General features: G+C 71.7%; 21 protein-coding genes and 1 pseudogene. 12 read left to right on the top strand and 10 right to left on the bottom strand.

From position 1 onward, the window contains the following. Window positions 1-56: 56 nt before the first annotated feature. On the bottom strand, window positions 57-2,054 hold the full coding sequence (locus tag ACZ5ON_RS14340; RefSeq protein ID WP_465590875.1) for an aldehyde dehydrogenase family protein: 1,998 nt from the start codon (window positions 2,052-2,054) through the stop codon (window positions 57-59). Between the two features lie 127 nt (window positions 2,055-2,181). On the opposite strand from ACZ5ON_RS14340, the gene ACZ5ON_RS14335 reads away from it, so the two are divergent. Continuing rightward, window positions 2,182-2,601 (top strand): MarR family winged helix-turn-helix transcriptional regulator, encoded by a 420-nt coding sequence (locus tag ACZ5ON_RS14335; protein WP_465590872.1) that lies wholly within the window; start codon window positions 2,182-2,184, stop codon window positions 2,599-2,601. Between the two features lie 134 nt (window positions 2,602-2,735). On the opposite strand, the gene ACZ5ON_RS14330 is transcribed toward ACZ5ON_RS14335, so the two are convergent. After that, window positions 2,736-3,386 carry a formylglycine-generating enzyme family protein gene (locus tag ACZ5ON_RS14330; RefSeq protein WP_465590867.1) on the bottom strand — a complete coding sequence of 217 codons (651 nt, stop codon included), beginning with the start codon at window positions 3,384-3,386 and terminating at the stop codon, window positions 2,736-2,738. Between the two features lie 266 nt (window positions 3,387-3,652). Here ACZ5ON_RS14330 and ACZ5ON_RS14325 point away from each other — a divergent pair, with 266 nt between their 5' ends. The 5 genes and pseudogenes from ACZ5ON_RS14325 to ACZ5ON_RS14305 all read left to right on the top strand — a co-directional run bounded on the left by ACZ5ON_RS14325 (window position 3,653) and on the right by ACZ5ON_RS14305 (window position 11,172). Then, window positions 3,653-6,118, top strand: a complete 2,466-nt coding sequence (locus ACZ5ON_RS14325; protein WP_465590864.1) for a hypothetical protein — start codon at window positions 3,653-3,655, stop codon at window positions 6,116-6,118. Between the two features lie 147 nt (window positions 6,119-6,265). Further along, window positions 6,266-6,459, top strand: a pseudogene (locus ACZ5ON_RS14320) (GNAT family N-acetyltransferase); the annotation flags it as partial. 172 nt (window positions 6,460-6,631) lie between these two features. Then, entirely contained in the window at window positions 6,632-7,927 is a 1,296-nt protein-coding gene (locus ACZ5ON_RS14315) for an MFS transporter (RefSeq protein WP_465590861.1), read from the top strand. Window positions 7,928-8,434: 507 nt separating this feature from the next. After that, the gene (locus ACZ5ON_RS14310) at window positions 8,435-9,763 is read left to right on the top strand and encodes a cryptochrome/photolyase family protein (protein WP_465590857.1); all 1,329 of its coding nucleotides are present in this window, start codon (window positions 8,435-8,437) and stop codon (window positions 9,761-9,763) included. A 278-nt stretch (window positions 9,764-10,041) separates the two neighbouring features. Then, complete coding sequence (locus ACZ5ON_RS14305) at window positions 10,042-11,172, top strand: amidase domain-containing protein (protein WP_465590852.1); 1,131 nt, start codon at window positions 10,042-10,044, stop codon at window positions 11,170-11,172. A 187-nt stretch (window positions 11,173-11,359) separates the two neighbouring features. Here the strand turns inward: ACZ5ON_RS14305 and ACZ5ON_RS14300 are convergent, their stop codons facing one another. Then, window positions 11,360-11,482, bottom strand: a complete 123-nt coding sequence (locus ACZ5ON_RS14300; RefSeq protein WP_465590849.1) for a hypothetical protein — start codon at window positions 11,480-11,482, stop codon at window positions 11,360-11,362. 72 nt (window positions 11,483-11,554) lie between these two features. Continuing rightward, window positions 11,555-11,728, bottom strand: a complete 174-nt coding sequence (locus ACZ5ON_RS14295; RefSeq protein WP_465591292.1) for a CGNR zinc finger domain-containing protein — start codon at window positions 11,726-11,728, stop codon at window positions 11,555-11,557. A 182-nt stretch (window positions 11,729-11,910) separates the two neighbouring features. On the opposite strand from ACZ5ON_RS14295, the gene ACZ5ON_RS14290 reads away from it, so the two are divergent. After that, the gene (locus ACZ5ON_RS14290; protein WP_465590846.1) at window positions 11,911-12,420 is read left to right on the top strand and encodes a hypothetical protein; all 510 of its coding nucleotides are present in this window, start codon (window positions 11,911-11,913) and stop codon (window positions 12,418-12,420) included. Between the two features lie 163 nt (window positions 12,421-12,583). Here the strand turns inward: ACZ5ON_RS14290 and ACZ5ON_RS14285 are convergent, their stop codons facing one another. Both ACZ5ON_RS14285 and ACZ5ON_RS14280 read right to left on the bottom strand, forming a co-directional pair. After that, on the bottom strand, window positions 12,584-13,861 hold the full coding sequence (locus tag ACZ5ON_RS14285; protein ID WP_465590843.1) for a vanadium-dependent haloperoxidase: 1,278 nt from the start codon (window positions 13,859-13,861) through the stop codon (window positions 12,584-12,586). A gap of 912 nt (window positions 13,862-14,773) precedes the next feature. Beyond that, a complete protein-coding gene (locus ACZ5ON_RS14280; protein WP_465590840.1) occupies window positions 14,774-15,958 on the bottom strand; it encodes an erythromycin esterase family protein in 1,185 nt (394 codons plus the stop codon). A gap of 77 nt (window positions 15,959-16,035) precedes the next feature. On the opposite strand from ACZ5ON_RS14280, the gene ACZ5ON_RS14275 reads away from it, so the two are divergent. The 3 genes from ACZ5ON_RS14275 (at window position 16,036) to ACZ5ON_RS14265 (ending at window position 18,055) form a co-directional block, all read left to right on the top strand. Continuing rightward, entirely contained in the window at window positions 16,036-16,722 is a 687-nt protein-coding gene (locus ACZ5ON_RS14275) for a MerR family transcriptional regulator (RefSeq protein WP_465590837.1), read from the top strand. Window positions 16,723-16,841: 119 nt separating this feature from the next. After that, window positions 16,842-17,261, top strand: a complete 420-nt coding sequence (locus ACZ5ON_RS14270; protein WP_465590834.1) for an NAD(P)-binding domain-containing protein — start codon at window positions 16,842-16,844, stop codon at window positions 17,259-17,261. Between the two features lie 200 nt (window positions 17,262-17,461). Then, window positions 17,462-18,055, top strand: a complete 594-nt coding sequence (locus ACZ5ON_RS14265; RefSeq protein WP_465590831.1) for a hypothetical protein — start codon at window positions 17,462-17,464, stop codon at window positions 18,053-18,055. A gap of 265 nt (window positions 18,056-18,320) precedes the next feature. Here ACZ5ON_RS14265 and ACZ5ON_RS14260 read toward each other — a convergent pair whose 3' ends face one another. Further along, on the bottom strand, window positions 18,321-19,391 hold the full coding sequence (locus ACZ5ON_RS14260) for a UbiA family prenyltransferase (protein ID WP_465590828.1): 1,071 nt from the start codon (window positions 19,389-19,391) through the stop codon (window positions 18,321-18,323). A gap of 10 nt (window positions 19,392-19,401) precedes the next feature. Next, window positions 19,402-19,524, bottom strand: a complete 123-nt coding sequence (locus tag ACZ5ON_RS14255; protein ID WP_344638913.1) for a hypothetical protein — start codon at window positions 19,522-19,524, stop codon at window positions 19,402-19,404. Window positions 19,525-20,198: 674 nt separating this feature from the next. Here ACZ5ON_RS14255 and ACZ5ON_RS14250 point away from each other — a divergent pair. Beyond that, window positions 20,199-20,903 carry an SDR family NAD(P)-dependent oxidoreductase gene (locus ACZ5ON_RS14250; protein WP_465590823.1) on the top strand — a complete coding sequence of 235 codons (705 nt, stop codon included), beginning with the start codon at window positions 20,199-20,201 and terminating at the stop codon, window positions 20,901-20,903. Between the two features lie 48 nt (window positions 20,904-20,951). Here the strand turns inward: ACZ5ON_RS14250 and ACZ5ON_RS14245 are convergent, their stop codons facing one another. Next, complete coding sequence (locus tag ACZ5ON_RS14245) at window positions 20,952-21,422, bottom strand: SAM-dependent methyltransferase (RefSeq protein WP_465590820.1); 471 nt, start codon at window positions 21,420-21,422, stop codon at window positions 20,952-20,954. A 363-nt stretch (window positions 21,423-21,785) separates the two neighbouring features. Between ACZ5ON_RS14245 and ACZ5ON_RS14240 the strand changes: the two genes are divergently transcribed. Next, the gene (locus tag ACZ5ON_RS14240) at window positions 21,786-22,406 is read left to right on the top strand and encodes a GOLPH3/VPS74 family protein (protein ID WP_465590817.1); all 621 of its coding nucleotides are present in this window, start codon (window positions 21,786-21,788) and stop codon (window positions 22,404-22,406) included. Between the two features lie 259 nt (window positions 22,407-22,665). Here ACZ5ON_RS14240 and ACZ5ON_RS14235 read toward each other — a convergent pair whose 3' ends face one another. Continuing rightward, window positions 22,666-22,794 (bottom strand): hypothetical protein, encoded by a 129-nt coding sequence (locus ACZ5ON_RS14235; RefSeq protein WP_465590814.1) that lies wholly within the window; start codon window positions 22,792-22,794, stop codon window positions 22,666-22,668. Window positions 22,795-22,825: the final 31 nt, after the last annotated feature.

Raw genomic sequence — 22,825 nt, 5'->3', positions numbered from 1 at the left:
CTCGGTTCGGGGTGTCGGCGCGTCGGTTCGGGGTGTCGGTGCGCCGGTTCGGGCGGTCAGCCGAGCGGCTTGTCGAGTACCGCCTTAGTGTGGCTGAACGTCTCGATGGAGTACTCGCCGTGGTAGCGGCCCATGCCGCTCTCCCCGACGCCGCCGAACGGCAGCTCGGGCACGGCAAGATGGGAGACCGGCAGGCCGAAGGCGAGGCCTCCCGAGGACGTCTCCTCGGTCAACCGCCGCTTGGTCTCGGGTGATTCGGTGAAGGCGTACAGGGCGAGCGGCTTGTCACGCTCGTTGATGAACGCCACCGCCGCATCGAGGTCGGGGACGGGGATGATCGGCAGGATCGGGCCGAAGATCTCCTCGCGCATCACCGGTGCGTCGGGCGCGACATCGGCGAGCAGGGTGGGCGCGAGGTAGCGGTTCTCCCGGTCGTGCTGTCCGCCGGTGACCACTCGGCCGTCGCCGAGCAGTGCGGTGAGCCGGTCGAAGTGGCGCTCGTTGACGATCCGCCCGTACTCGGGTGCGATCGACGGGTCGTCGCCGTACAGCGCGCGGACGGCCTCGGCCAGGCGCGCTCCGAGTTCGGCGGCGGTGTCGCCGACGGCGAGGACGTAGTCGGGGGCGACACAGGTCTGGCCGGCGTTCTGGAACTTGCCGCGGGCGAGTCGCTGCGCGGTGGCGGCCAGGTCGACGCCGGGTTCGACCACCACCGGGCTCTTGCCGCCGAGTTCGAGGGTGACCGGTGTGAGGTGCCGCGCGGCGGCCGCCATCACGATCCGGCCGACCGTGCCGTTGCCGGTATAGAAGATGTGGTCCCAGCGCTGCTCCAGCAGGGCGGTGGTCTCCGGAACGCCGCCCTCGACCACGGCCGCGGTCTCCCGGCCGAGGTAGCGCGGCAGCAGTCGGGCCAGCGCGGCGGAGGTGGCCGGGGCCAGCTCACTGGGCTTGAGCGCGGCGGTGTTGCCGGCCGCCAGGGCGCCCACCAGCGGGGCGAGGGCCAGCTGGAGCGGGTAGTTCCACGGCGCGATGATCAGCACCACACCGAGCGGATCGCGGACCACCCGGGCCTCGGCGGGCCGGAAGGCGTCGGGCACGGCGGCCGGGCGCGGGCTCAGCCACTGCGCCAAGTTGGCCACTGTGTGGTCGAGTTCGTTGAGGGTGAAGCCGATCTCGGTGCGGTACGCCTCCTCGGGGCCCTTGCCCAGGTCGGCGTGGAGAGCGGCGAGCAGGGTGTCCTGCTGCTCGGTGAGCAGCGCACGCAGCGCGGCGAGCTGCCGCAGGCGCCACTCCAGCGGCCTGGTGCGGCCGGTGGCGAAGCCGGCCCGCAGCCGGGCCGCCACCGTGGTCGGATCGGTGGCCACGGCAGCCAGCAGCGTCCGGGCCAGCTCGGCGGAGGAGGCCGGGTTCTGGCCGGTGTGGAGGTTGCGGTCGACGACGGTGTGCGGAAGGAACGGCGCGGCGGCGACGAAGTCCGCGCCGAGTGCGCCCAGCCGGTCCTGGAGGAGCCATGCGGCCCGGTCGGCGAAGCCGGCCGCGGTCTCCTCGGCGTTGCTGAACGCGGTCATCCGGTAGCCGGCGAACGTCGGGCTGCCGTCCTCGCGGCGGGCGGCGAGCAGCGCGGCGGGCGCGTGGCAGAGCAGGCCGAGGGGCTTGCCCGAGTCGAGGGTGCGGGTGAGGATCCGGCCGGAGGTCTCGTTGCCGGCGAGGTCTTCCATCGGGCCGTGGCCGCCGGGGTAGAAGACCAGGTCGTAGGCGTCCGGGTCGATCTCCTCCAGCCGGGCAGGGCCCTCGAGTCCGGCCCGGATGCCGTCCAGGTAGGCGGCCAGCCGCTCGGCCTGCGCCTCGCCGCCGGCGGCGGCCGGGGTGAGGCTGGCCGGGTCGACCGGTGCGGCGACGCCGCCGGGGGTGGCGATGGTGATCTCCAGACCCGCCTCGCGGAGGATCCGGTGCGGCTCGGCGAGTTCCTCGGCCCAGAAGCCGGTGGGGTGCTCGGTGCCGTCGGCCAGGGTCCAGTGGGTGGCGCCGGTGACGACGAACAGCGCGGAGGTCATGGCAGTGCTCCAGCGAGGGGTGCGGCAGGGAGAGGCTTGATGACCTGGATGGTTGAAGTCTTCAAGCAAAAGAGAAGGTAGGGCTCAAAGGTTGAGGATGTCAATCAAACTCGCGTAGGCTCCCTGCATGAGTCAGCCCGAGTCGCCCCCGACACCCGTCCAGCTGATGGACCGGCTCGCACACGCGGCTGCCGCCTACTACCGCAACTTCGCCTCCGTGGCGGCCGGGCACGGGCTCACCCTGATGCAGGGCAAGATGCTCAGCCTGCTGCGCCGGCCGATGCCCATGCGCACCCTGGCCGATCTGCTCACCTGCGACGCCTCGAACGTCACGGGGATCGCCGACCGGCTGGAGGCGCGCGGGCTGGTCCGCCGCGAGGTCGACCCGGCCGACCGCAGGGTGAAGAACGTCGTGCTGACCGAGCAGGGGGAGGAGACGGTCCGGCTCATCAGGGCCGAGCTGATGACCGGCCTCACCGGCCTGGAGCAGCTGGACGACGAGGACCGGCGCGCCCTCGGCCGCCTGCTCGAGCAGGTCTTCCCGTAGCGGGCGGCCGGTCGGGCGCGTCGCAGTGGCGGTCCGGGGCGCTTGGGCCGGCACTTCGCGGGGCGACCGGTCTCGCGGCCCGGGGCGCTCGGGTGCGCCTGCCGGGTCTGGGGCGGGCCGGTGCCGACCTCGGATCAGCGCATGACGGAACGCGCGATCCGGAAGCCCACGTCGTCGACCCGGAAGCTCGGGTGGGAGCGGCGCCGCGCGGAGGCCCGGCAGCTCCAGTGCTCGTCGAACCAGCCGCCGCCGCGCAGCACCCGGTAGGTGCCGTAGACCGCGGGGTCGTAGAGGTCCCAGCACCAGTCCCAGACGTTGCCGAGCATGTCGTGGAAGCCCCACGGATTGGGCTGCTTGCCGCCGACGTCGTGGAGGCGGCCGTGCGAGTTACCGCGGTACCAGGCGATCTCGTCGAGCGGTCCGTAGTGCGGTCCGGTGGTACCGGCGCGGCAGGCGTACTCCCACTCGGCTTCGGTCGGCAGCCGGTACCCGTCGGCGGACGCGTCCCACTCGACGGATTCGCCGTCGGCGCCGATGCGGTAGGCGGGCGCGAACCCGTCGTGCCGGGACAGTGCGTTGCAGAACCGGACCGCGTCCCACCAGGAGACGCCCTCGACGGGCAGCCGGTCCCCATGGGTGGTGCCCGGCCGCCCGCCGGTGATCCGCGCGTACAGCTCCTGGGTGACGGGGAAGGCCGCGAGCCGGTAGGAGGCCAGCTCGACCGGCCAACTGCGCTGCGTCCGTCGGTCCGACAGCGTCACACGCCCCGGCGGTACCGTGATCATCTCGATTCCTGCGCTGGCGTCCACAAGTAGGTGATCCTACCGGTGGCCGGGCGGAGCAACAGTGCCGCAGGGCTGCCTCGCCGCGCGCGGCTGCGGATCGAACTCGACTGCGGTGAAGGGCGCGGCGGCGAAGTCGGACGATCCGGCGCGTCTCGTCACCCGCTGCGGGTTTCGGGTGCCTCCGTCAGGACGACGGGCCCGGAGTCCCCGTCTGTCAGACCCACCCGCTAGCGTCCTGCCGTACCTGGAAAGTGAGGAGTCGGCAGGTGGGGGCGATCAAGCGCGTCGCGATCGCGGCCGCGTATCAGCTGGCGGAGCCGTCGATGATCGACGTGCTGATGGAGCGGCTGCGTGACGAGACGCTGGACGTGCTGAGCCACGAGTACGAGCTGTCGCCCCGGCTGACGGACGCCGTCATCGCCTCCGGCGACCGAGCCCTGCAAGTCGCGCTGGCGGCGAACTCCTCCGGAGCGCCCGGCATGCGCAAGGCGCACCTGCGCCTGGCCCGCCTGGGCGATCCCGAGATCGGCTGCGCGCTGTACAAGGCGAGGTGGTGGGCCGACAGCTCGCACCAGATACGGGCCGCCGTGCTGGCCGCCGCCGATCCGGCGGATCCGGCGTGGCGTTCGCCGGGCGGACTGGTAGAGGAGCTCCTCAGCCACTCGACCCGTCACGTGCTGCGGCCGGCGCTGCGGGCGCCGTTCCCGGAGCTGGTCGTGCGCGCCCTGGGCGAGCACGGCCGGAGCCTGCCGAGCGGGATGGTGCTGGCCTCCTGTCGGGACGTGCTCGCCCACGGCGGCCGCGACGGGCTCGCGGCGCTCGCGGACCACCTCGCCGAGCGGGACGAGCTGGGCCACCCGGGGCTCGTCGAGCTGCTGCGCCGGGCCGCGGCCGATCCGGACCCGGCAGCCGTGCTGCACGGTGAGCCCTCGGCGACCGACGAGATCGTGGCGGAGGTTCGCACCGGTCCGATGTGGAATCTGCCGCAGGACACCGCGGTCGACTGGGACGAGGTGTGGGCCGAGCACCGCCGCCTCCCGTTCTCGGTCGACGCGATCATGGCCCTCAACCGGCTGCCCGGCTGCCCGCCGGAGTTGGCGGTCGAGGGATTCCGGGCCGATCCGGTCGGGACGATGGCCAGGGGCACCGGTCCGCTGCCGCCGTCGGTGCTGATCGAGTCGGACCTCGCCCTGGACATGCCCGGCTACCGCCTGAGGCAGGCCCTCACCACCGGCCTGGCCGAGGGCTGGCTGCCGTGCGCGTGGATGCTGTCCGAGGTGCGGCCCGCCGCCCTCGCGCTGGGCGTCCTGCCCGCGGCCGGCACGGCTGACGTGGACACCCGCTCGGCGGTCCGCGAACTGGTCGCCCCGCTCGGGGCCGAGCCGGCCGCCTGGATCGCGCTCTACCGCCGAGTCAGCCGGTTCCAGGGCACGGCCACCGCCCTGGTAGCCGCAGCCTGCGCCGAGGCCGGGCGCGGCGCGACAGCTTCCTGGCCCCGTCCGCTCAAGGCGGCCTTCCCCTCCCGGGAGCCGGAGGACGCCCGCCGGATCTTCCAGCTCCTGTTCGAACACGCCGAACAGGACGTACAGGAGAGCCTCATCCCCTTCCTCGACGAACGGGCGATCCAGCACCTGCTCGTCTTCGGCCGCCCCGCACGGCGGATCCGCGACCGGATCACCGCCGTCCACGGCAGGTTGGCGCAGATCGCCCACGCCTCCCGCTGGGACCTCCCGAAGGAAGACGTCGAGGAGTTGTTGGACCTCGACGACCCCGAGGTGAACGCGAAGCTCTACCTGTACGGGGCGATCGCCTTCGAGGAGCGGGTGCGGATCCTCGCCGGCCGGGGCCGTGGCGGCGGGCAGGTACCGGTCGCACCCCAGCTCCTGGCCGACCTCGTCGAGGTCAAGGCCGTCCATCGCCGCGACTGGCTGACCGCCGGTCACCTATCCGGCGATCCCGGGGTACTGAGGGCCACGCTCAGCAGGTGCAGGCTGCACACGGAGGGCGGTCGGCTGCGCACCCTGACCCGCCTGTGGGAGCGGCACGGGCCGCAGGAGGTGGAGGCCTTCCTGGACGAACAGCACTTCCCGGGCCGCCGCAACTCCAGCCACCCACTACCCGCCGGTACGCACCGGAGCGTGCGGAAGGCGCTGGCCGCGCCCGACGGGTTGGCCGTGCTCCGCTCGCTGCTGGCGGCCGAGGAGGCACCGGAGCGGCTGGTGGCGCTGCTGCGCAGGACCGCCGCCGGCTCCGTCGCGGACCGGGTGCGCCACCTGGTGGCGGAGGGCACCCGACTGCCCTGGCCGCAGCTGATGTCCGCTCACACCGCCGAGCCGCTGCCCGGCGCCCAGCTGGCGGCACTGGCCGCCATGCCGGACTGCCCCCGTACCCTCCTCGTCGAGGCACTGCGCGCGCAGCCCCTCGCGCCCCGCGCCGAGGGGATGGACTGGCTGCCCCGGGCTCTCGACGACGGTCGGCTGACGACCGCCGACGTCCTCCGGCACGCCCACCCGGCTCCCGCGGTCGTGGCCTTCCTCACCGCGACCGACCTCAACTCCCGTCCTGCCAGGCCGCGTTGGCGGCCACCTCACCGTGAGGCGGCGCGGCTCCTCCGGAGCCAGCTGGGCGCCGATCCTCAGGCGTGGGCGTCCGCCCTCCGCCTGCTCCCCGGCTTCACCGGCTCCCTCCCCGAACTCCTCACCACCGTCGCCCGCCGACCGGGAGCTGCCTGACGCCTCGTCGGCGCGCCAGGGACGGTGTTGCTTGCCGCGTGTCCGTGCCCGGTGGCTCGCGCTCTGCCGGTCTGCGCCCGGCGGTGCGTACCCCGGTGGACGGCGAACGGGGCCTGCCGCCACTCGGCCGCCTTTATGCTGTCGCGCATGGTGAAGGTGGAGCGGCTCCGGGCGGACCACGCGGGCGCTCTGTTGGAATTCGAGCGGGAGAACCGGGAGTACTTCGCACGGTCCGTGCCGGATCGTGGGGACGCGTACTTCGCCGAGTTCGCTCCCGGTACCGCGCCCTGCTCGCCGAACAGGACACTGGGCTGTGCCACTTCCACGTCGTGGTGGCCGAGCCCCAGGGGATGCCGCACGCCTCCCCGCGGGGGTTCAGCGGCCTCTATGCGGTGTTGACCCGGATCGGCCGGCGCCTGCACGTCCTGCATTCCGGACTGGTGCCGAATGTGCTGAAACACCGTTCTTGGTGCGACCATTGACAGTGAATCAGCACTATGCCTATAAACTCGTATGACTTCACGGTCTCAGTCACAGAAAGACATCGATGATGAAGCATCAACGCCTCCCCAGGAAAGCCCGCTCCGTGGCATTATCGGATTCCGATATTTCTGGTCGTCCCGCGTGGTATCCGGTCTCGGGTCCGCCGTCACCACCGTCGCCCTGCCCGTCCTGATCTTCCAGGAGAGCAGGTCACCGCTGCTGGTCTCCCTGGTCTCGGCCGCCAGTACCCTGCCTTACCTGGCCTTCGGCCTGATCGCCGGCACGGTCGCGGACCGGGTGGACCGGCGGGCGCTGATGATCGTGACCGACTGGCTCAATGCCCTCTGCCTCGGCTCCATTCCGCTGGCCTGGGCCATGGGAGTGCTGACCGCCAGTCATGTTCTGGCGGTGGCGCTATTGTCGGCCAGCCTGTCACTCTTTTTCGACGCCGGGGTGTACGGATTCGTCCCGGAGGTCGTCGGAAAGGAGAATCTGGCCCGGGCCAACGGTGCGATTTACGGCGCGGAAACGGTGGTAAGGATCGCCGGCAACGCCGTGGCGGGCGGACTCATCCTGCTGTTCCGGCCCGGTGGCACGCTGGCACTCGACGCCGCGTCCTTCGCCGCCTCCGCCCTCCTCCTCCGGGCCATCGCCCACACCACGCCCAGCTCCCCGCCCTCGGCGGCCAGGCGACCGGGACTCCGGGAGTCCGTCAGGGAGGGGCTCCGCTTCCTGTACGGCCACCCCACGCTGCGGGTCCTGACGGTGGTCGGCACCCTCCAGTCGTTCTCCGGCGGTGCCATCGTCGGGCAGCTGGTCGTCTTCGCCGACCGGGTGCTGGGCATCCACGGATCCGACGGGCGGATCGGCCTGCTCTACATGGCCTGGAGTGCCGGAGGCATCGGCGGATCGCTGCTGCTGCCCCGGCTGCGGCGCCGCTTCGACGCCTACCCGCTGCTGCTGTGGGTGCTGCCCGTCGGGGCCCTGCTCGGCCTCCTCGTCGTCCTCACCTCCGACTGGCGCATCGCGCTCGTGGCGCTGATGGCGTGGGGATCGGCGTACCTCGTGGTCCTGGTGAACACGATGACCTACTCCCAGGAGGTCACCCCGCCCGAGCTCCAGGGCCGGGTCAACACCACCCGCCGGATGCTCTCCTCGGGCCTGGGCGTCCCGCTCGGCGCGCTGGTGGCCAGCACCGTCACGGTACGCGTCGGCATCCAGGCCGGAATGGCCACCGCCGTCGTCGCGATCGCCCTGGCCGCGGTGATCGTGTGGGCGGTACGGCTGCTCCGGCTGCTGAGGCCGTCGGAGCCGGCACAGGCGTAGCCGGCGTCCGCGGGCCCGCCGGCTCGCCCGGCCGCCGGGCAGGGCCGGCCCGCGCACCGGGCCGTGGCCGGTCGTCGGTGCCCATCCCCGTCAGCGACGGCGAATGGCGCTGTGATATCGGTGAGTTGGGAGAGACCGGCCCGGCCCGTCACGGCGACAAGCGTGTAGGACAGGAGCGGTTCGCCAGGCAACCGGACCACCTCGTACAGCGACTCCGCGCTCTGCTCGGCCACCCAGTCCGGGCTCGGGCACGACACCCCCGAGCGCGAGGCGCCGGGTTCACAACTCCGGTCGGCACCCGGGCGGTACGGTTGCGGCAGCCCCGTGCTGTCGACTTCCTGCCGGCCTCCAGCAGCGGCAGACCGATGCCTGGACGCCGGTCGACCTCGACCAGGGCCGACCGGGAGGCGTACGCACTCCGCACCGGCGCCCACCTGACACTCCCGCCCGAAGACGCCGACCCCGACCCATCCCTCCCGTACCGACGAGCACCCTGGCCGGATTCCCATGACCGTCTCCATCGCCCTGCTCACCCAGGACCTGCGACTGCACGACAACCCCGTGCTGCGCGCGGCCTGCCACGAGGCCGACGAGGTCGTACCGCTGTTCGTCCTCGACCCCGACATCGAAGCCGCGGGCTTCGCGGCACCCAACCGGCTGGCCTTCCTCGCGGACTGCCTCACCGATCTGGACGGTTCACTCCGGCGGATCGGCGGCAGGCTCGTGCTGCGCCACGGCCGCTCGGCGACCGAGACGGTGAGGCTGGCCGACGAACTCGGCGCGCGTTCGGTACACGTCGCGGCGGGGGTGAGCGCCTTCGCCGGGCGCCGCGAGCGCGAGCTGTGCCGGCACCTGGGCGACCGCCTGCACGTCCACGACGAATCGCTCACCGTCGTCCCGCCCGGTGAGCTCACCCCGGCCGGCAAGGACCACTACGCCGTCTTCACCCCGTACCTCCGTGTCTGGCGGCAGGCCGGCGAACGCCCGCCCCACCGCGCGCCGGAAGCCCTGCGCACGCCCGCCGGGATCGCGAGCGAACCCGTCCCCCGGGTGGAGCCCGACTCTCCCGGTCTGCCGGAGGGCGGTGAGTCGGCCGGCCGGCGGCTGTGGCGGGCCTGGAGCGTCGACCGGTACGAGGAACTGCACGACGACCTCGCCGCTGACGCGACGTCACGGCTCTCGCCCTACCTCCACTTCGGTTGCCTGTCCGCCACCGAGCTCGCCCGGCTCGCCGGACGTCAGGGCGGGCCGGGCGCCGAGGCGTTCGTCCGGCAGCTGGCATGGCGGGACTTCCACCACCAGGTGCTCGCCGCCCGGCCGCAGTCGGCCTGGACGGACTACCGCTCCAAGCGGGACCGCTGGTGGAACGACGAACTCGAGGCCGAGGCCTGGCGCCAGGGCCGCACCGGCTTCCCGATCGTGGACGCCGGCATGCGTCAACTCGCCCACGAGGGCTGGATGCACAACCGCGCCCGCCTGGTGACGGCCTCGTTCCTGGCCAAGACGCTCTACCAGGACTGGCGGATCGGTGCCCGCCACTTCCTCGCCCTGCTGGTCGACGGCGACATCGCCAACAACCAGCTCAACTGGCAGTGGGTGGCCGGCACCGGGACCGACACCCGCCCCAACCGGATCCTCAACCCGCTCGCCCAGGCGGACCGCCTGGATCCCGACGGGGCCTACGTCCGCCGATGGGTCCCCGAGCTCGCCGACCTCCCGGGCCGAACGATCCACCGACCCTGGAAGCTTGCGCGGACCCCCGGTGGGTACCCGCAACCGATCATCGACCCCAGGGACATCTCGACCCGCCTCCGCACCGCGCGCGGGCTGGACTGACCACACGTCAAGGGCAAGAAGCTGGTCTTGCCGGTGCCGGGAGGGCCGAACAGGACGACCGCCTTCGGCGGCGCCACCCCGTACCGGGGTGCGGCGCCGCATCGTGGGGCGTTCTGCATACCGACAAGCGCTCCATGGCTACGCGGCTCCGCGAGACGTCAACTGGCAGACGGTCACCGTTCTGTCGGTTTGGATGGTTTTCGGGCAAAGACCCCCGAAAAGATGCGAAGATTCCCCTGTCCGGCCAGAGCTGACCGGGCGTTAGAGGAGATAACCACGTGAGACGAACCATATTGAGCTCCGCTGTGGGCGTGGCAGTGACGGCGGTCCTGTCGGCCGCATCGCTCCCGTCGGCCTCGGCCGCGGACGCGGCCGGGACCAACGGGGCGGCCGACAAGGCGACCGTCGCGTCCTTCCAGCGGATGACCCAGGCCGTCCTGGGCCAGCGGACGGCAGCGCTCCTGGACGCAGCCCCGGTGCGGCGCGAAGCCGTGCGATCCGACGCTCGCGTCGGCCTGGCGGCCGGCCTGGCCCGGGCCGAGGACACCGCGGTCTCCTCGTTGCGGGACCGCAAGGCGCGACTGGCGGCCGCGGGGGAGGCGTACAGCGCCGGCAACACCCAGGTCTCCGTGGACAGGGTCAAGATCAGCGGCGGGCGCGCCGATGTCGAGGTCACCGAGACCACGACCCTGACCTACAAGAACGCCCACGGTAACGAGCCCGCGACGACCGGCTTCCAGGCACACCACAACGTGACCTTCGCCGCGTCCCACGGGCGTTGGGAACTGGCGGCCATCAAGAGCGAGGACGCCGGCATCCCCGCGGTCAACGAGCCCGCCGCACCCGTGGCGAAGACGGTGGACGCCGATCCCCCGGAGGGGACCCCCGCGGGCACCTCCTGGCCGGCGGCGGCGCGCCCGAAGACCGCAGGGAACAGCGGGTACAACTACGCGGCCATGGCGGCCTACGCGGAGAAGTACTGGAACAACTACAACCCCGCCTACCCGCACTACAACGGCGCCGGCGGGGACTGCACCAACTTCATCAGCCAGTCGCTGAAGGCGGGCGGCTGGAAGGACGCCCCCGGCATCGACTCGGACTACCGCAACTGGTGGTCCAACTCCTCGGGCCAGAGCGTGTCCTGGGTGGGCGTCAATGAGTGGTCCTGGTTCGCGCTCTCCAGCAAGCGGGTGACGAACCTCGCGAACGTCTACCAGTTGGGCGTCGGGGACATCCTGCAGATGGACTTCGACCGCGACGGTTCCAAGGACCACTCCATGATCGTCACGTACCGGAGCTGGACCGGCATGCCGTACGTGACCTACCACTCGAACAACACCTACCGCAGGTCGGTGGCGAGCCTGGTGATGTCCTACCCGAACGCGGTGTTCTACGCCTACCGCACCTGACGGCTGGTGGCGCAGGCCCTGCCGTCGGCGTCTGTGACGACCGGACGACGGGGCCTGCGCAACCGCCTGTGACCGGCGGCGGGACCCGATTGCGGGCCCCACCGCCGGCCGCCGATTCGCGGCAGTGGCACGTGAGTTGCGCGCGGGTGCCCGGGCGGCCAGGGCCATCGGCCTTCCGTGGGAGGGGTCAGCGGGTTTCCAGGGCATCGATGCGGGCCTCGACGTCGGCGACCGTACCGTCGGTGCGGTACCCGATCTGATGGTTGACCCGGATCATGTGGGCGTCGTCCGCCGCGGTGTTCGTGGCCACCCAGCTGATCTCGGGCCGTTCGCTTGGTTCAGCGGCAGAACCGGGCCGGGGCGATGGGGGATCGTCGGCCGCTCAGAACTGCGCCTCCGTAGGAGAAGGCGTCCGCTCCGCCTGCCTGCGGCGGCGGTGCTCCGCGACACGTGCGCGGGATGCGCAGGTGGTGGAGCAGTAGCGGCGAGGACAGCCGGGGCCGATGCCGAGATAGAAGTTCCGGCATTTCGGCGCCGCGCAGACGCCCCAGGTGATGCGGCCGTGCTCGGTGAGGATCTAGTGACCTGGTATCGGGACTCGCGACGCTCTGGCGGTACCGGGAACTGCGCGCCATCACGGCGGCCACGTCCCTCGCCTTCGTGGGCATCGGCGGGCTGACCACGATCGCGGTGCTTCTCGCCGAAAGCCGGAACCATCCCGAAGCAGGCGGCCTGCTCATGACCGCGTTCGCCACCGGGGCCCTGGTCGGTACCGTCACGATCGCCCGCTCGCGGCCCGCCGTGCAGCCGCACCGCCTCGCCGTGCTCGGCATGCTCGGCACCGGCACCGGCACCGGCCTGGCGGCAGCGGCGATCGTCCCCTCGCCACTCGCGGCTGGGGCCTTCTTCGCGATCGCCGGTGCCTGCGACGGACTCCTGCTGACCGCCACCCTACGGCTGCGCGCCGACCATGCTCCACCGGCCATGCGGACCCAGGTGTTCACCATCGGCGCCGGACTGAAGATCTCCGCCGCGGCCGTCGGTTCAGCCCTCGCCGGACTGGCGACCCCGAACTCCGCGCCCCGGTACCTGATCGGCATCGCCGTCCTCCAGACGGCGGCGGCACTGGGCTACCTGCTGATCCGCACCGCCCGGCTCCGCGTCCAGGCGCCCCCGACGGCCCGGCCACGGGACGCGGTTGCAGGCGCGCAGCCCGGGGGAGCCGGCGGCCCGCGCCCGGGCGGCTGAGGCGTGCGAAGCTCTCGACTTTGCGGCGAATCGCGATCATGAAGGACGGGACCGCGGTCGACGAGGAGATCACGGCCTGCAACGGGCCGCGGGCCAGCGCCAGTTCACGAGCCCGCTCCTGGCCACCGCACCCGCGGCGCGCTGGCGCCGCGGGTGCGGGCGGTCAGAGGTGGTGAGCCACGAAATCAGCCACTTGCGTGCCGAGTTGCTGGCCCGCGCGGTTGTCGATGGAGGTGTGCTGACCGGTCCAGACCCGGCTGAGCCATGCTTCGGTGGCGGCGTCCTGGAAGCCGGCGAAGGTCCGGGTGACCCCCTTCGACGTCACCGCGAGCCGGTGCTGGGCACCGTAGATCCCGGTGAGCGTCGTTGCCGCCGCCTGGCTGAGGGCGCCGTGGGCGCCGGGATAGGACGGATCCGGGGCGGTCGGCAGCAGGGGAGTCCAGTTGGGGTCACCGACGACGTTCGGGTTGTAGCGCGTACCACCGAGCCGGATGGCGGTCACGGGCCGCCACACGCGGTAGGCGTACTTGGCGTCGTACATCGCGATCGTGGTGTCGGCGAGGGACAGGTCGAGTCTGGCGAAGACCTTCACCGCCTTCTCAAGGCTTGCGTTCTCGGAGGTGACAAGGCCCTGTGCGACCTGGTTCCAGACGTTCCATACGGGTGCGGCCGCCCAGAACTCACCAGCCGCGGTCTGATCGGGGGTGCGAGTGGTACTGGTCTTGCTCCCAAGGCTCTTGACCTCGGCCAGGGCGGTCGCGTATTCGGAGGTGCTCACGGCCGGCGGTGCTGCCGGGCGGAACTGGCTTCCGCTGGTCAGCACGAACGGCTTGACCGAGCCCCAGTTGGTGAACACCGGTGTGGGGAAGTCGGTCGGCGTGGGCCGGTAGTCACCGGCCATGGTGCCGGCGCTGAACGGCAACGGCTTGGTCGAGGACCCGTCATCGGACCGCAGGCTGACCAGCCGGCCGGCGACCGCGGCTCCCACGCGAATGCCCGCCTGCTTGCCGGAGTCATTGGGAATGGCTGACAACTGGCTGTTCAGCCGCTGGTCCACGTCCGCGCGCTTGGCCGGGTACAGGGCGACCAGCACATCGTGGGCCGCCTGGTCCGCCGCGGCATCAGGACGGGCGCCCTGCGGCGCCGACACCGAGAACAGGTAGGCCGGGTCGGCCCGGGTGATCGACACCACCGCGTCGTACTCGGCGGCTTGGAGGAGTGCGAAGCTGCGCGTGGGGTGGACGGTGGACGGTTGCGCCTTCGGATCGCTCAGGATGGTTATGAGCTCGCGGTTCCACTCCACGACCGACATCCCGGACCCCGGGGCGGTGGCGCGCGGGCTTGGTGACTGAGCGGCGGTGGACCCGAAGGCCGGGCCGGTGAGTCCGGCTGCCAGCGCGGTCCCGATCAGTATGGCGAGTGTCTTCTGCTTTCCACCCATGGCCTGTGGCTCCTTGTCGCTGATGGCTGGCGGTGGCAAACCGGTGGCCGTACACGCCGACCACTCCGACCACTTGGGCCACTGCGGACCAGACGGTCGGCGGACACCACGGATCGAGCGGGGAGTCCGCATCGCGTGCTGGAAGGAAGTGCGCTCCGGTACACCTGCTCCGGAGTTCGACGGGGACGCGTGAAGCCGTGTCCCGCCTGCCTGATTCCGGTACTGGGAAAGGTCATTGAATAGTCGAGACCGGACTCACCGGGATACCGGCCGGTGAGGCGGCGCGCGTCACCCACACCAAGGATCGGGGAGGTTGACCGGGCTCGAATGGTCCTGCAACCTGACCGCCTCTCTGCGTCATCAAGTCGCTTGCCAGGTACAGCGTGCGGGTACCCGACCCATGCCGCAACTCCGACCTCGCGGTCGTCGGGTACTCCGGATGCGCATGGTACCTTCGCGCGCTGGACACGGCATGTCGTCGTCCCGGGCGAGCCCGGAAGCGGCCAGTGGGGCACGGTCCACCACGTCTGCTCCGGTCTGCACGGTGTACCCGACACCCCTGACATCCTGCTCGGCCTGCTCGATGACATCGGGGGCGGCAAGCAGCAGGCCGGCGACGGCCGGATCCGGTGCGGGTGAGGCGCAGTCGACGGGCAGCTGGGGAGTCAGGACGGACGAGGACCGCGCCCGGTGTACATCCACCCCGTCGGTCGGAGTGGGGCCCGTGCAACTCGGGATGAGTCCGGAGCAGGTATCCGCTGCCCTCGGCGAGACGGCAGGGACCCGGTGGCAGCACCTTCCCGGCCGGGAGCCCCGGCCCGAACGGGACCGATTCGCCAAGACCGGCATCACGACGTACTAGCGCGTGCAGCGCCGACCGGGCCCGGTGCGCGCGTCGCCACCACGGGCGGCTCAGATCTCCTTGACGAAGATGATGGCGTCGATCTGATCGGTGGTGGCCGGGTCGAGGGAGAGGTAGGTGTGGTCGGCCGGGACACGGGGTGTCGGCTTCCGGTCGAGGGCCGTGGCGAGGCGGCAGGGATCGATGACGGCGCGGGCGTGGGGGAGGGTCAACAGGAGCCCTTCGAGGGTGTCGGGGTGGGGGACGTCGGAGCCGCGGGAGCCGAAGGTGGTGGCGGCGAAGGCGTACTGGTCGCCGAGGTGGGTGCCGATGATGGCGCCCGCGCTCCACCACTGGAGCGGCAGGTCGGCGAACTGCACCCGGCTCTGGTCGCGCTGCAGGTGGCGGTTGTGGGCGAACGCGAGGGTGGGGCCGCGACGGGCCTCGCGGCGGACGATGGCGTCGAGGTTGTCGGCCATCAGCGCGTCGCGCAGGGACATGAGCGTACTGACGCGGGTGGGCGCGGTGTCGGCCAGGCCGTCGTGGTAGCGCAGGAGTCCGGCGGCGGTGCGGGCGTGCAGGTCGGCGCGCCAGAAGTCGTCGGGGGAGGTGGCGGCGGTCAGGTGCGGGGCGTGCGAGGTGAGCAGCGCGCGCAGGTCGTCGGCGATCAGGCGGAGTTCCCCGGCCTCGGGGGTGCGTCCGACGGACTGGGCAGGGTCCATGAGGGCGGCCGGGTTGGTCCAGCGCTCGTCGGGGCCGAGCAGCTCGTCGAGGGTCTCGCGACTCCAGGCCGGGTCGAGGTGGGTGGCGAGGTAGTCGTGCAGCGCGGCCAGGGCCGCGCGGGGGCTGGCGGCGCCGGTAAGTTCCAGCGGGCCGTCGAAGCCGTAGAAGCGGAGCCGATCGTGCGGAGGGAGCCGCTCGTTGTAGGCGCGCATCCAGCACAGGAGTTCGCGGTTGGCGGGTGAGGCACCGAAGCCGTGGCTGAACCCGTGGCTCATCGCCTCGTCGAGGGTCCCGATGCCGTCGGCGACATACGCGTCGGCGGCTGTCGCCGACAGGCAGTCGCTCTCAATGGCGATCGATCGGTAGCCCCGGTGTTCGACCAGGTGGCGGAAGAGCTCGTTGCGCAACTCGGGGAAGGCTTCGACGCCGTGGGTGGGTTCGCCGAGGCCGAGCAGGCGGGTGGCTGGGGACAGGAGCGCGGTAAGGGCGCCGCCGCTGAAGGTACGGGCGGCGTCCCGGATCGGGGCTGTCATGACTTCAACTGTATCGTTGAACCTTCGGTGTAAACTTTTCTGGTATTTCCGGCCGTTGACGAAGACAGAGCTTCAAAATGCCATTGCGGCCCATCGATCTGGCGCGCGAGCACGGCCTGTCCACGCAGGCGGTGCGCAACTACGAGGAGGCGGGTATCCTGCCGCCGGCAGAGCGCTCGCCGCACGGTTACCGCGTCTACGCTCCGCGCCACGCGGCGGCGTTGCGGGCGTTCCTTGCTCTGGTCCCTGCGCACGGCCACGCGACCGCCGGGGCGATCATGCGGGCGGTGAACGGAGGCGCGGTCGATGAGGCGCTGCCGCTGATCGACGAGAGCCACGCACAGCTGGCCGACGACCGGTGCACGCTGGAGGCCGTGGAAGGGGCGCTGCGCGACTTGGTGCCGCCGCGTGAGCTGGAGCCGGGCGTGACGTTCATCGGGCCGTTGGCGGAAAGGCTCGGCATCCGGCCCGCGACGTTGCGCAAGTGGGAGCGCGTCGGGTTGATCGTGCCCCGGCGCGACCCGCGCACCGGCTACCGCGTCTACACCTCCGCCGACGTACGCGACGTGCTGCTGGCCCACCAGCTGCGGCGGGGCGGACACGGGCTGGAGCAGATCGCGCGGGTGCTGGAGCGGGTGCGGGCGGCCGGCGGACCGGAGCCGCTCCAGGCGACACTGCGGGAGTGGCGCGACCGGCTGACGGCGCGGGGCCTGGCGATGCTGGCGGGCGCGGCCGCGCTTGACGCCTATCTGGGGATGACATAGTGCCTGGCGGCGATGACACCGGCGGTGCGTGCAGGCGGCAGTCGTACGGATCCGCGGCCGTCCCGGCCTCCCTCCCAGCGCGACGTGGCTCGAGTTGGGCCCACTGGCCAACGGGCGCCATGGCGGCGGCTCTTGGCGGGACCTGGGTCCGAGCCGGGCACGAGGTCCTGGTGGGCGGCCGTGATCGCGTGGCGGCGTCCCGGGCCGCGGCCGGCGTGGGTGCTGCGGGAAGCGGCGGGCTGGCGGATGCGGCGCGGTTCGGCGAGGCCGTCCTGGTCGCCGTGCCCGCAGTGGCTGCGACGGAGGTGGCCGGGCTCTTGGCCGCCGAGCTGGCCGGTCGGACCGTACTGGACCGCACGGTGCCGATGGTGCCGATGGTGCCGGGAACGGCCGGCCCGGTCCTGACCACGACCGGCGGTCGGGACTCCGTCGCGATGCGGATCGCCGCGGCGGCACCCGAGGCCCGGGTGGCCAAGGCCTTCGGCATCTGCCACGAGAGCATCTGGACACGGCCCTCTTTGGCCATGCGTCCGTCCTGATCGAGAGCTGATGACCGAGCGCCCAGGCAGGTGCGGTGTCAGTGGCTGTTGCTGCCGGTGCTGCCGCTCTGAGGTGGTGTAGGGAGACGGGTGCCTGGTCACGCCAACCGGGCGAGGCCGTGAGGCGGACCGGCATGGTGCGAGCGCGCGCGGGGTGCTGCGGCCGGACACTGATGGCCCGGCGACAGGCAGGAGAGACCGTGGACGACCACAGCCATCAAGGCATCCCGGGCACCGTGGCAGCCGGTGCGAGTCGAAGTGCCGGTGGTCAGGCCGGGGTTCTCGGCATCGCGCTCGCTGCCGTACTGACGGCCTCACTCGCCGAGGGGTCGTGGGAATGGTTCTCCGCGTACCTCGGCCTGACGCTCCTCGCGGTGATCCTCTCCTTCGGCCGTCTGCCGGTCTGGACACCTGGTCTACGGTCCGCCTACGTACGGAGTGTGGCGGCGTACTCGCTGGTCGTCGGCCTGTGCGTGGCGATTGCGCTGGCCCCGGCGCTGCAGCGCTGGAAGTGGCTCTTCCCGATGCCGGGCACCCGCACCGGGTGCGTCGAGCTGGGCAGGTACGAGGACATGCGGGAGCAGGTCGCCCTGGGCAATCCGCCCGGTCGAGACGGTGCTGACATGGCGTACGCGCAGAACTTCCAGAGCCGACAAGCCGTCAATGACTGCCTGGCGTTCACGACGACTAGGTGGCTGCCGGTGTACGCGTTGGGGACGGCGGTGCTGGTGGGGGTGGGATCATGGTGGTTGGGCCGGTCCCGGGCGAGGAGGGAAGCGGCCGAGTCCGCCTGAGGCCCTGGCAGGCTGCGATTCGGCCCCTGCCGCAAGCTGGGCCGGCGGTGGGGCCGTACTCGCCGCTCTGGCGGGGGAGCAGCGGCACGGCACGCCCCGCCGTCCCGCTGCTCCCCCCGGTGTCAGTCGCAAGACCCTTGAAGTCGAGGGCCGTTGCCGGGGACACGTCCTCGGCAGTGGTGGCAGGTGGACTTCGGTAGACCGCCGGACCACGCTCCGGCCGCCCGACTGCTCGGTACCGGCGCAGGCGGACGGGCGCAGGCAGTCAGGCTCTCGCCGCGGGGTGGTCGGCCTTCGGCCGGCCGCGCCCGTCAGGTGACGGAGTTGCCTCCGTCTGCAGGGCGGCGATGGTGAGATCGGTTGCCGGGCCGTGCCGCACCACGCTGATGGTCTGAGCGAGTACGAGCACCAGCAGCGCACCCACGCCCGTCGACCGCGCGAGTGCACCCCAACCGGCCTGATCCATCGCCAGGTGCGCCAGCTGCAGGATCAGCATCCCCCGGCCGATCGCCGCCGCGCCGGCGATGAGCGCCTCCTCCCGCCGGTGCCCGACCTCGCCCGCCAGCGCGCGGAGGATCAGCGACGCCGCGGCGAGGCACAGGGCGTAGGAACAGCCGAGGACCAGCGTGGGCCGAGGAGTCGCGGCCAGGATGACGCAGCTGCCGACCGTCCAGCAGCAGGCGCTGAAGAGGCAGGTCGCGCGTCGTCCGTGCCGGACCAGGAAGGTCCGCTTGCCGAAGAGGGCGTCTCCGCGCACGTCGCGGAAGTCCTTGAGCAGGATCCGGCCGATGAAGCCCGTGTAGAGCCCGAGGAGCATCAGCAGATCGCGCGCCTGGAGGGCAGCGCGGGTGGCGGTGAGAGTGAACAGGTACGGCAGTGCGACGTAGCAGGCCGGAAGCACCAGGGCCGCGACGGCTCCCCGGTCGGCGAGGCGGACCGGGCGCAGCGAGTACCCGGCGCTCACCGCGAGGGCCGCGAGCATCAGCAGCCCGGGCCGGGGCCCGAGCACGAAGGCCGCCCCGAGTGCGACCGCGGCGGACACCACGGCCATGACGACGAGATCCCGGCTTCCGGCGGCGGCGGTGACAAGTGGCCGGCTCCGGTCACCGGGAAGGTTGACCCGGTCGATGGCCTGGTCGGAGAGGTCGTTGACACAGACCGAGCAGAGCAGGAAGGCCATGACCGGTACGAGGCACTCGGCCAGCAGCAGCCGGTCCTCCGCGTGGCCGGCCTGGGCGAGGCCGAGTGCGGCGTAGAGGGCGAAGAGCAGAGCGACGGCGGGGCGACTGAGTGCGATCAGCACGCGGATACGGGCGGCTGTCGGTCGGGAGATCATCCGTCACCCCTCACTTGTTCGGAAACAACCGGATCGAGCCGGTCCAGAGCAGCACCAGCACCCCGAGGACCAGCAGGCCGCCGAGCGCCAGGACGACTGCGAGCGCGCAGCCGATCATCTCCAGGCACGACATCGGCCGCTTCCCGGATGCGGACCTGCGCGGTGTGGACCGGTGTGGTTGGTCGGGCGGTGACCACAGAGCTCCCACGAGCTTTCCCCTTCTGCGGAATCCTGACGGGCCGTCCGCCAGTTTCCACACGAAGTCGTTCCGGCGCCTGAGTACTTGTACTCAGGAGTCACCCTGTCGACCGGTCCTCCGCCGACCGGCAGAGCAGCGATCGGCAGAGCAGCGATCGGCGGAGGACCGCTCGGCGGGAGAGCGATTGGGAGGCATGCCGGGATCGGCGGTCGGGTTTCGATCGCCCGCCGCACCGGGGCCCGTTCAGCGGGTGTGAGTTCCGGGTGTCTGCTCGACGAGGACGGCCGTCGTACGTTCCAGGGGCTTGGGCACCAACGAGCGCCAGATGGAAGGAAGTTCGCTTCTGGCCTGCAACAGCAACCTGCTGAGCAGTACTCATCCCGAGCGCCTGGCAGGTTCCGCACGAACGGGCAATCGAACTCCTCGGCCAAGGGAGGATCAGGATCGACGTCATAGCCGAGTTCGGCCCTGACAGACTGGAGGCCGCAGTCCGGCGGCTGCGTGAGGGCGCCATCGACGGCAAGAGCGTCCTCAGCGCAACGGGCTGACCTGCCGACTGAACCACCGACTGAACCACCGATCGGGCCACCGATCAGAAGGAATGGACAATGGATCCTCTCGCACCGATCTCGCTGGTCACCGGCGCCAACCGCGGAATCGGAAAGGAGACCGCGCGCCAACTCGCCGATCTCGGCCACACGGTGCTGCTGTGCGCACGCCGGATCGAGGACGCGCAGGCGGCCGCCGACCGCCTGCCGGATCTGCCGGGTGCCGTCCTGCCGCGCAGGTTGGACGTCACTGATCCCGACCTCGTCCGCCAGCTGGCGAGTTCCGTCGAAGCGGAGTTCGGCCGCGTCGACGTGCTGGTCAACAACGCGGCCATCAACTACGACACCGAGGCGCGCGCCGTCGACGTCGACCTCGACGAAGTCCGCCGCACGCTGGAGACCAACCTCCTCGGGGCGTGGCGGACCGTCGAGGCGTTCCTTCCCCTGCTGCGGCGCTCCGCCCACCCCCGCATCGTCAACGTCTCCAGCGAATCCGGTTCACTGACCGAGATGTCCGGCGGGACTCCCGCCTACGGGATCTCCAAGGCCGCACTCAACGCGCTCACCCGCAAACTCGCCGCCGAACTGCGCCCGGACGGCATCCTGGTCAACTCCGTCTGCCCGGGCTGGGTCGCCACCGGCATGGGCGGACCGGGCGGCGGTGCCGTCGAGCCGGGTGCCGCAAGCGTGGTCTGGGCGGCCGTCCTCCCCGACTCCGGCCCCTCCGGAGGGTTCTTCCGCCACGGGCGGCCACTGCCCTGGTGAGCGGGCGGGCGGGTTCGGTGCCGGCGCGACGCTCTCCTGTACGGTCGGTTACCCACCTGCGATGAGCAGCCGGTACCCGTAGTCCATGCTCTGCCGGCCAAGCGGGTCGGCGTGGCGGCGATGCCAGGCGCCGGAATCGAGATCGGCGCGTAGCCAAGCGATGGCCGGCTCCACAACGGAGGGCGGCAGTTGCGCGAAGGTGGAGCTGGCCTGCCGGACGACCGGGGCGAGGTAGAACTCGGGGCGGCGCCAGTAGGCGATCTGGAAGCCGTCGGTGAAGTCGTGCGGGATGGGAAAGGGAAGCACGGTGTGCGCATCGAGCGCGTCGGCGAGCTCGGTCAGCGGGGTGAACCGGGCGTGCTCCAACTCGCGGATCTCCGGCAGGTACTCCTCGAGCAGCCACAACTGCGGCCGGTGGACCGGGTCCCAGGTGAAGACGACCTGCCTGTGGGCGACGCGGCGCAACTCGCCGAGCCCGCGTTGCAGGTCGGGCCAGTGGTGGACGGTCATGACCGCCATGGCCGCGTCGAAGGAGCCCTGTCGTGGTCCAGCCCCGGACCGTGCCTCGGCTGGTGCAGGAGGGGGCCGGGCCGAGCCGGACGAACCGAGGCGCGGCGCCGGCGTGAACAGGCCGCCGACCGGGCGCCATCGGCCTGCGCCCCGGTGGCCCGGCTCCTGGACGACGAGCGTTCGGCCGTCCTCGCTCCTTAGGATCGTACGTGGGAGTACTCGTCGGCGGTCCGAGTGCCGCCCGGCACGCGAAGCCGCTCGCCCTGCATTCAGCGATCACGGCAGGTGACCTTGCAGCCGGGCATCATGCGGGGTGCCCGACGAGCCGACGTGCCGCACCGCTTGCCGACGCCCTGACGCGTGGAGCCTGCCATGACCACATCCCGGGACTTGATGATCACTGCCATGGAGATGGAGTCCAGTCGCCCTGTGGAGCGAGGCGAGCTGTCGCTTGCGCTGGCGGGAGCCGAGTTGATCGACCTCCTGGCTGTCGGGGCCGCCACGCTGGACGGCGACCGGATCGTGCCCGGCCACCGGACGGCCATCACCGATCGCCTGCTGGATCAGGCCGCGGCGTCGCTCGTCCGGGAATCACCGTACGAGTCGGTCGGCGACTGGCTGTGGCGCAGAGGCCGCGGCCTGGCCGCGGCGTACCTGGACGCCTTCGAGGCGGAGGGGCAACTCACGCGGCGACGTCGGCACTGGATGCCTCTGCGGATCGGTCAGCCGGTGCTGGTCGATTCGCTTGACCGCCGTCTGGCGGGGGATCGCTGGGCCGCGAGCGAGCCCGTGCTCGCCGCCCTCGGGGCGGCCGTCGGGATCCGTGGCAAGGGGATCGGAGACACGCCGAGCGTGGTCGGCGGCGCGGTGGAGGACGACGCGGTGGAGAACGTGCTCGCCGAGGTCAATGGAGCGTTGGTGGAGCTGGAGGCCGTACGGCAGCGGCGATCCATTGAGAAAGCGGCCTTCGACAACATCTGGCGAGGTGGCTGACGATCGGCGTGGGTCGTGCCGATCGATGAAGGCGCTCAAGCCCGTGACGGTCGGCGGTCGAAATGACGAGCGGCATCCTGCGACGGCTCGGTGGCGGCTGTCGTGAGCGCACAGGGGCGTCGAGGACGATCGTTTGGGAGCGGGCGCCCAGCGTGGTCCGTGCGATTGCGAGGGAGCCGAATCCGGGCGTGTGCCGTGGTCGCGGGGGCACTGCTGGGGTGCGCCGCCTGCGCCTCGAGTGCGTCCGGGCCCCCGCGCGTCACATGTGCGGGGTGTCCGGGGCGGCGGCCTCCATCCCCGGACCCAACTGGAGGGCCTCGTCCAGCGTGAGCAACGGCATCACGCCCTCGTCACCAGCACGGTTGATCACTTGTTCGGCGGAGATCACGGCTCAGGATCATCGCACACCGGGGTGACAG

The sequence above is a fragment of the Kitasatospora sp. NPDC032150 genome, assembly GCF_055579945.1.
The sequence above is the reverse complement of the archived record's forward strand: the minus strand, read 5'-3'. Positions and strand labels throughout refer to the sequence as shown.

Bases quoted from the DNA above. Each gene is read 5' to 3' on its own strand.
- ACZ5ON_RS14340 (WP_465590875.1), bottom strand. From the start codon at position 2,054: ATGACCTCCGCGCTGTTCGTCGTCACCGGCGCCACCCACTGGACCCTG.
- ACZ5ON_RS14330 (WP_465590867.1), bottom strand. From the start codon at position 3,386: ATGATCACGGTACCGCCGGGGCGTGTGACGCTGTCGGACCGACGGACG.
- ACZ5ON_RS14240 (WP_465590817.1), top strand. From the start codon at position 21,786: ATGACCACATCCCGGGACTTGATGATCACTGCCATGGAGATGGAGTCC.
- ACZ5ON_RS14255 (WP_344638913.1), bottom strand. From the start codon at position 19,524: ATGTCGTGCCTGGAGATGATCGGCTGCGCGCTCGCAGTCGTCCTGGCG.
- ACZ5ON_RS14245 (WP_465590820.1), bottom strand. From the start codon at position 21,422: ATGGCGGTCATGACCGTCCACCACTGGCCCGACCTGCAACGCGGGCTC.
- ACZ5ON_RS14285 (WP_465590843.1), bottom strand. From the start codon at position 13,861: ATGGGTGGAAAGCAGAAGACACTCGCCATACTGATCGGGACCGCGCTG.
- ACZ5ON_RS14315 (WP_465590861.1), top strand. From the start codon at position 6,632: ATGACTTCACGGTCTCAGTCACAGAAAGACATCGATGATGAAGCATCA.
- ACZ5ON_RS14250 (WP_465590823.1), top strand. From the start codon at position 20,199: ATGGATCCTCTCGCACCGATCTCGCTGGTCACCGGCGCCAACCGCGGA.
- ACZ5ON_RS14280 (WP_465590840.1), bottom strand. From the start codon at position 15,958: ATGACAGCCCCGATCCGGGACGCCGCCCGTACCTTCAGCGGCGGCGCC.
- ACZ5ON_RS14270 (WP_465590834.1), top strand. From the start codon at position 16,842: ATGGCGGCGGCTCTTGGCGGGACCTGGGTCCGAGCCGGGCACGAGGTC.
- ACZ5ON_RS14310 (WP_465590857.1), top strand. From the start codon at position 8,435: ATGACCGTCTCCATCGCCCTGCTCACCCAGGACCTGCGACTGCACGAC.
- ACZ5ON_RS14260 (WP_465590828.1), bottom strand. From the start codon at position 19,391: ATGATCTCCCGACCGACAGCCGCCCGTATCCGCGTGCTGATCGCACTC.
- ACZ5ON_RS14290 (WP_465590846.1), top strand. From the start codon at position 11,911: ATGACCGCGTTCGCCACCGGGGCCCTGGTCGGTACCGTCACGATCGCC.
- ACZ5ON_RS14335 (WP_465590872.1), top strand. From the start codon at position 2,182: ATGAGTCAGCCCGAGTCGCCCCCGACACCCGTCCAGCTGATGGACCGG.
- ACZ5ON_RS14275 (WP_465590837.1), top strand. From the start codon at position 16,036: ATGCCATTGCGGCCCATCGATCTGGCGCGCGAGCACGGCCTGTCCACG.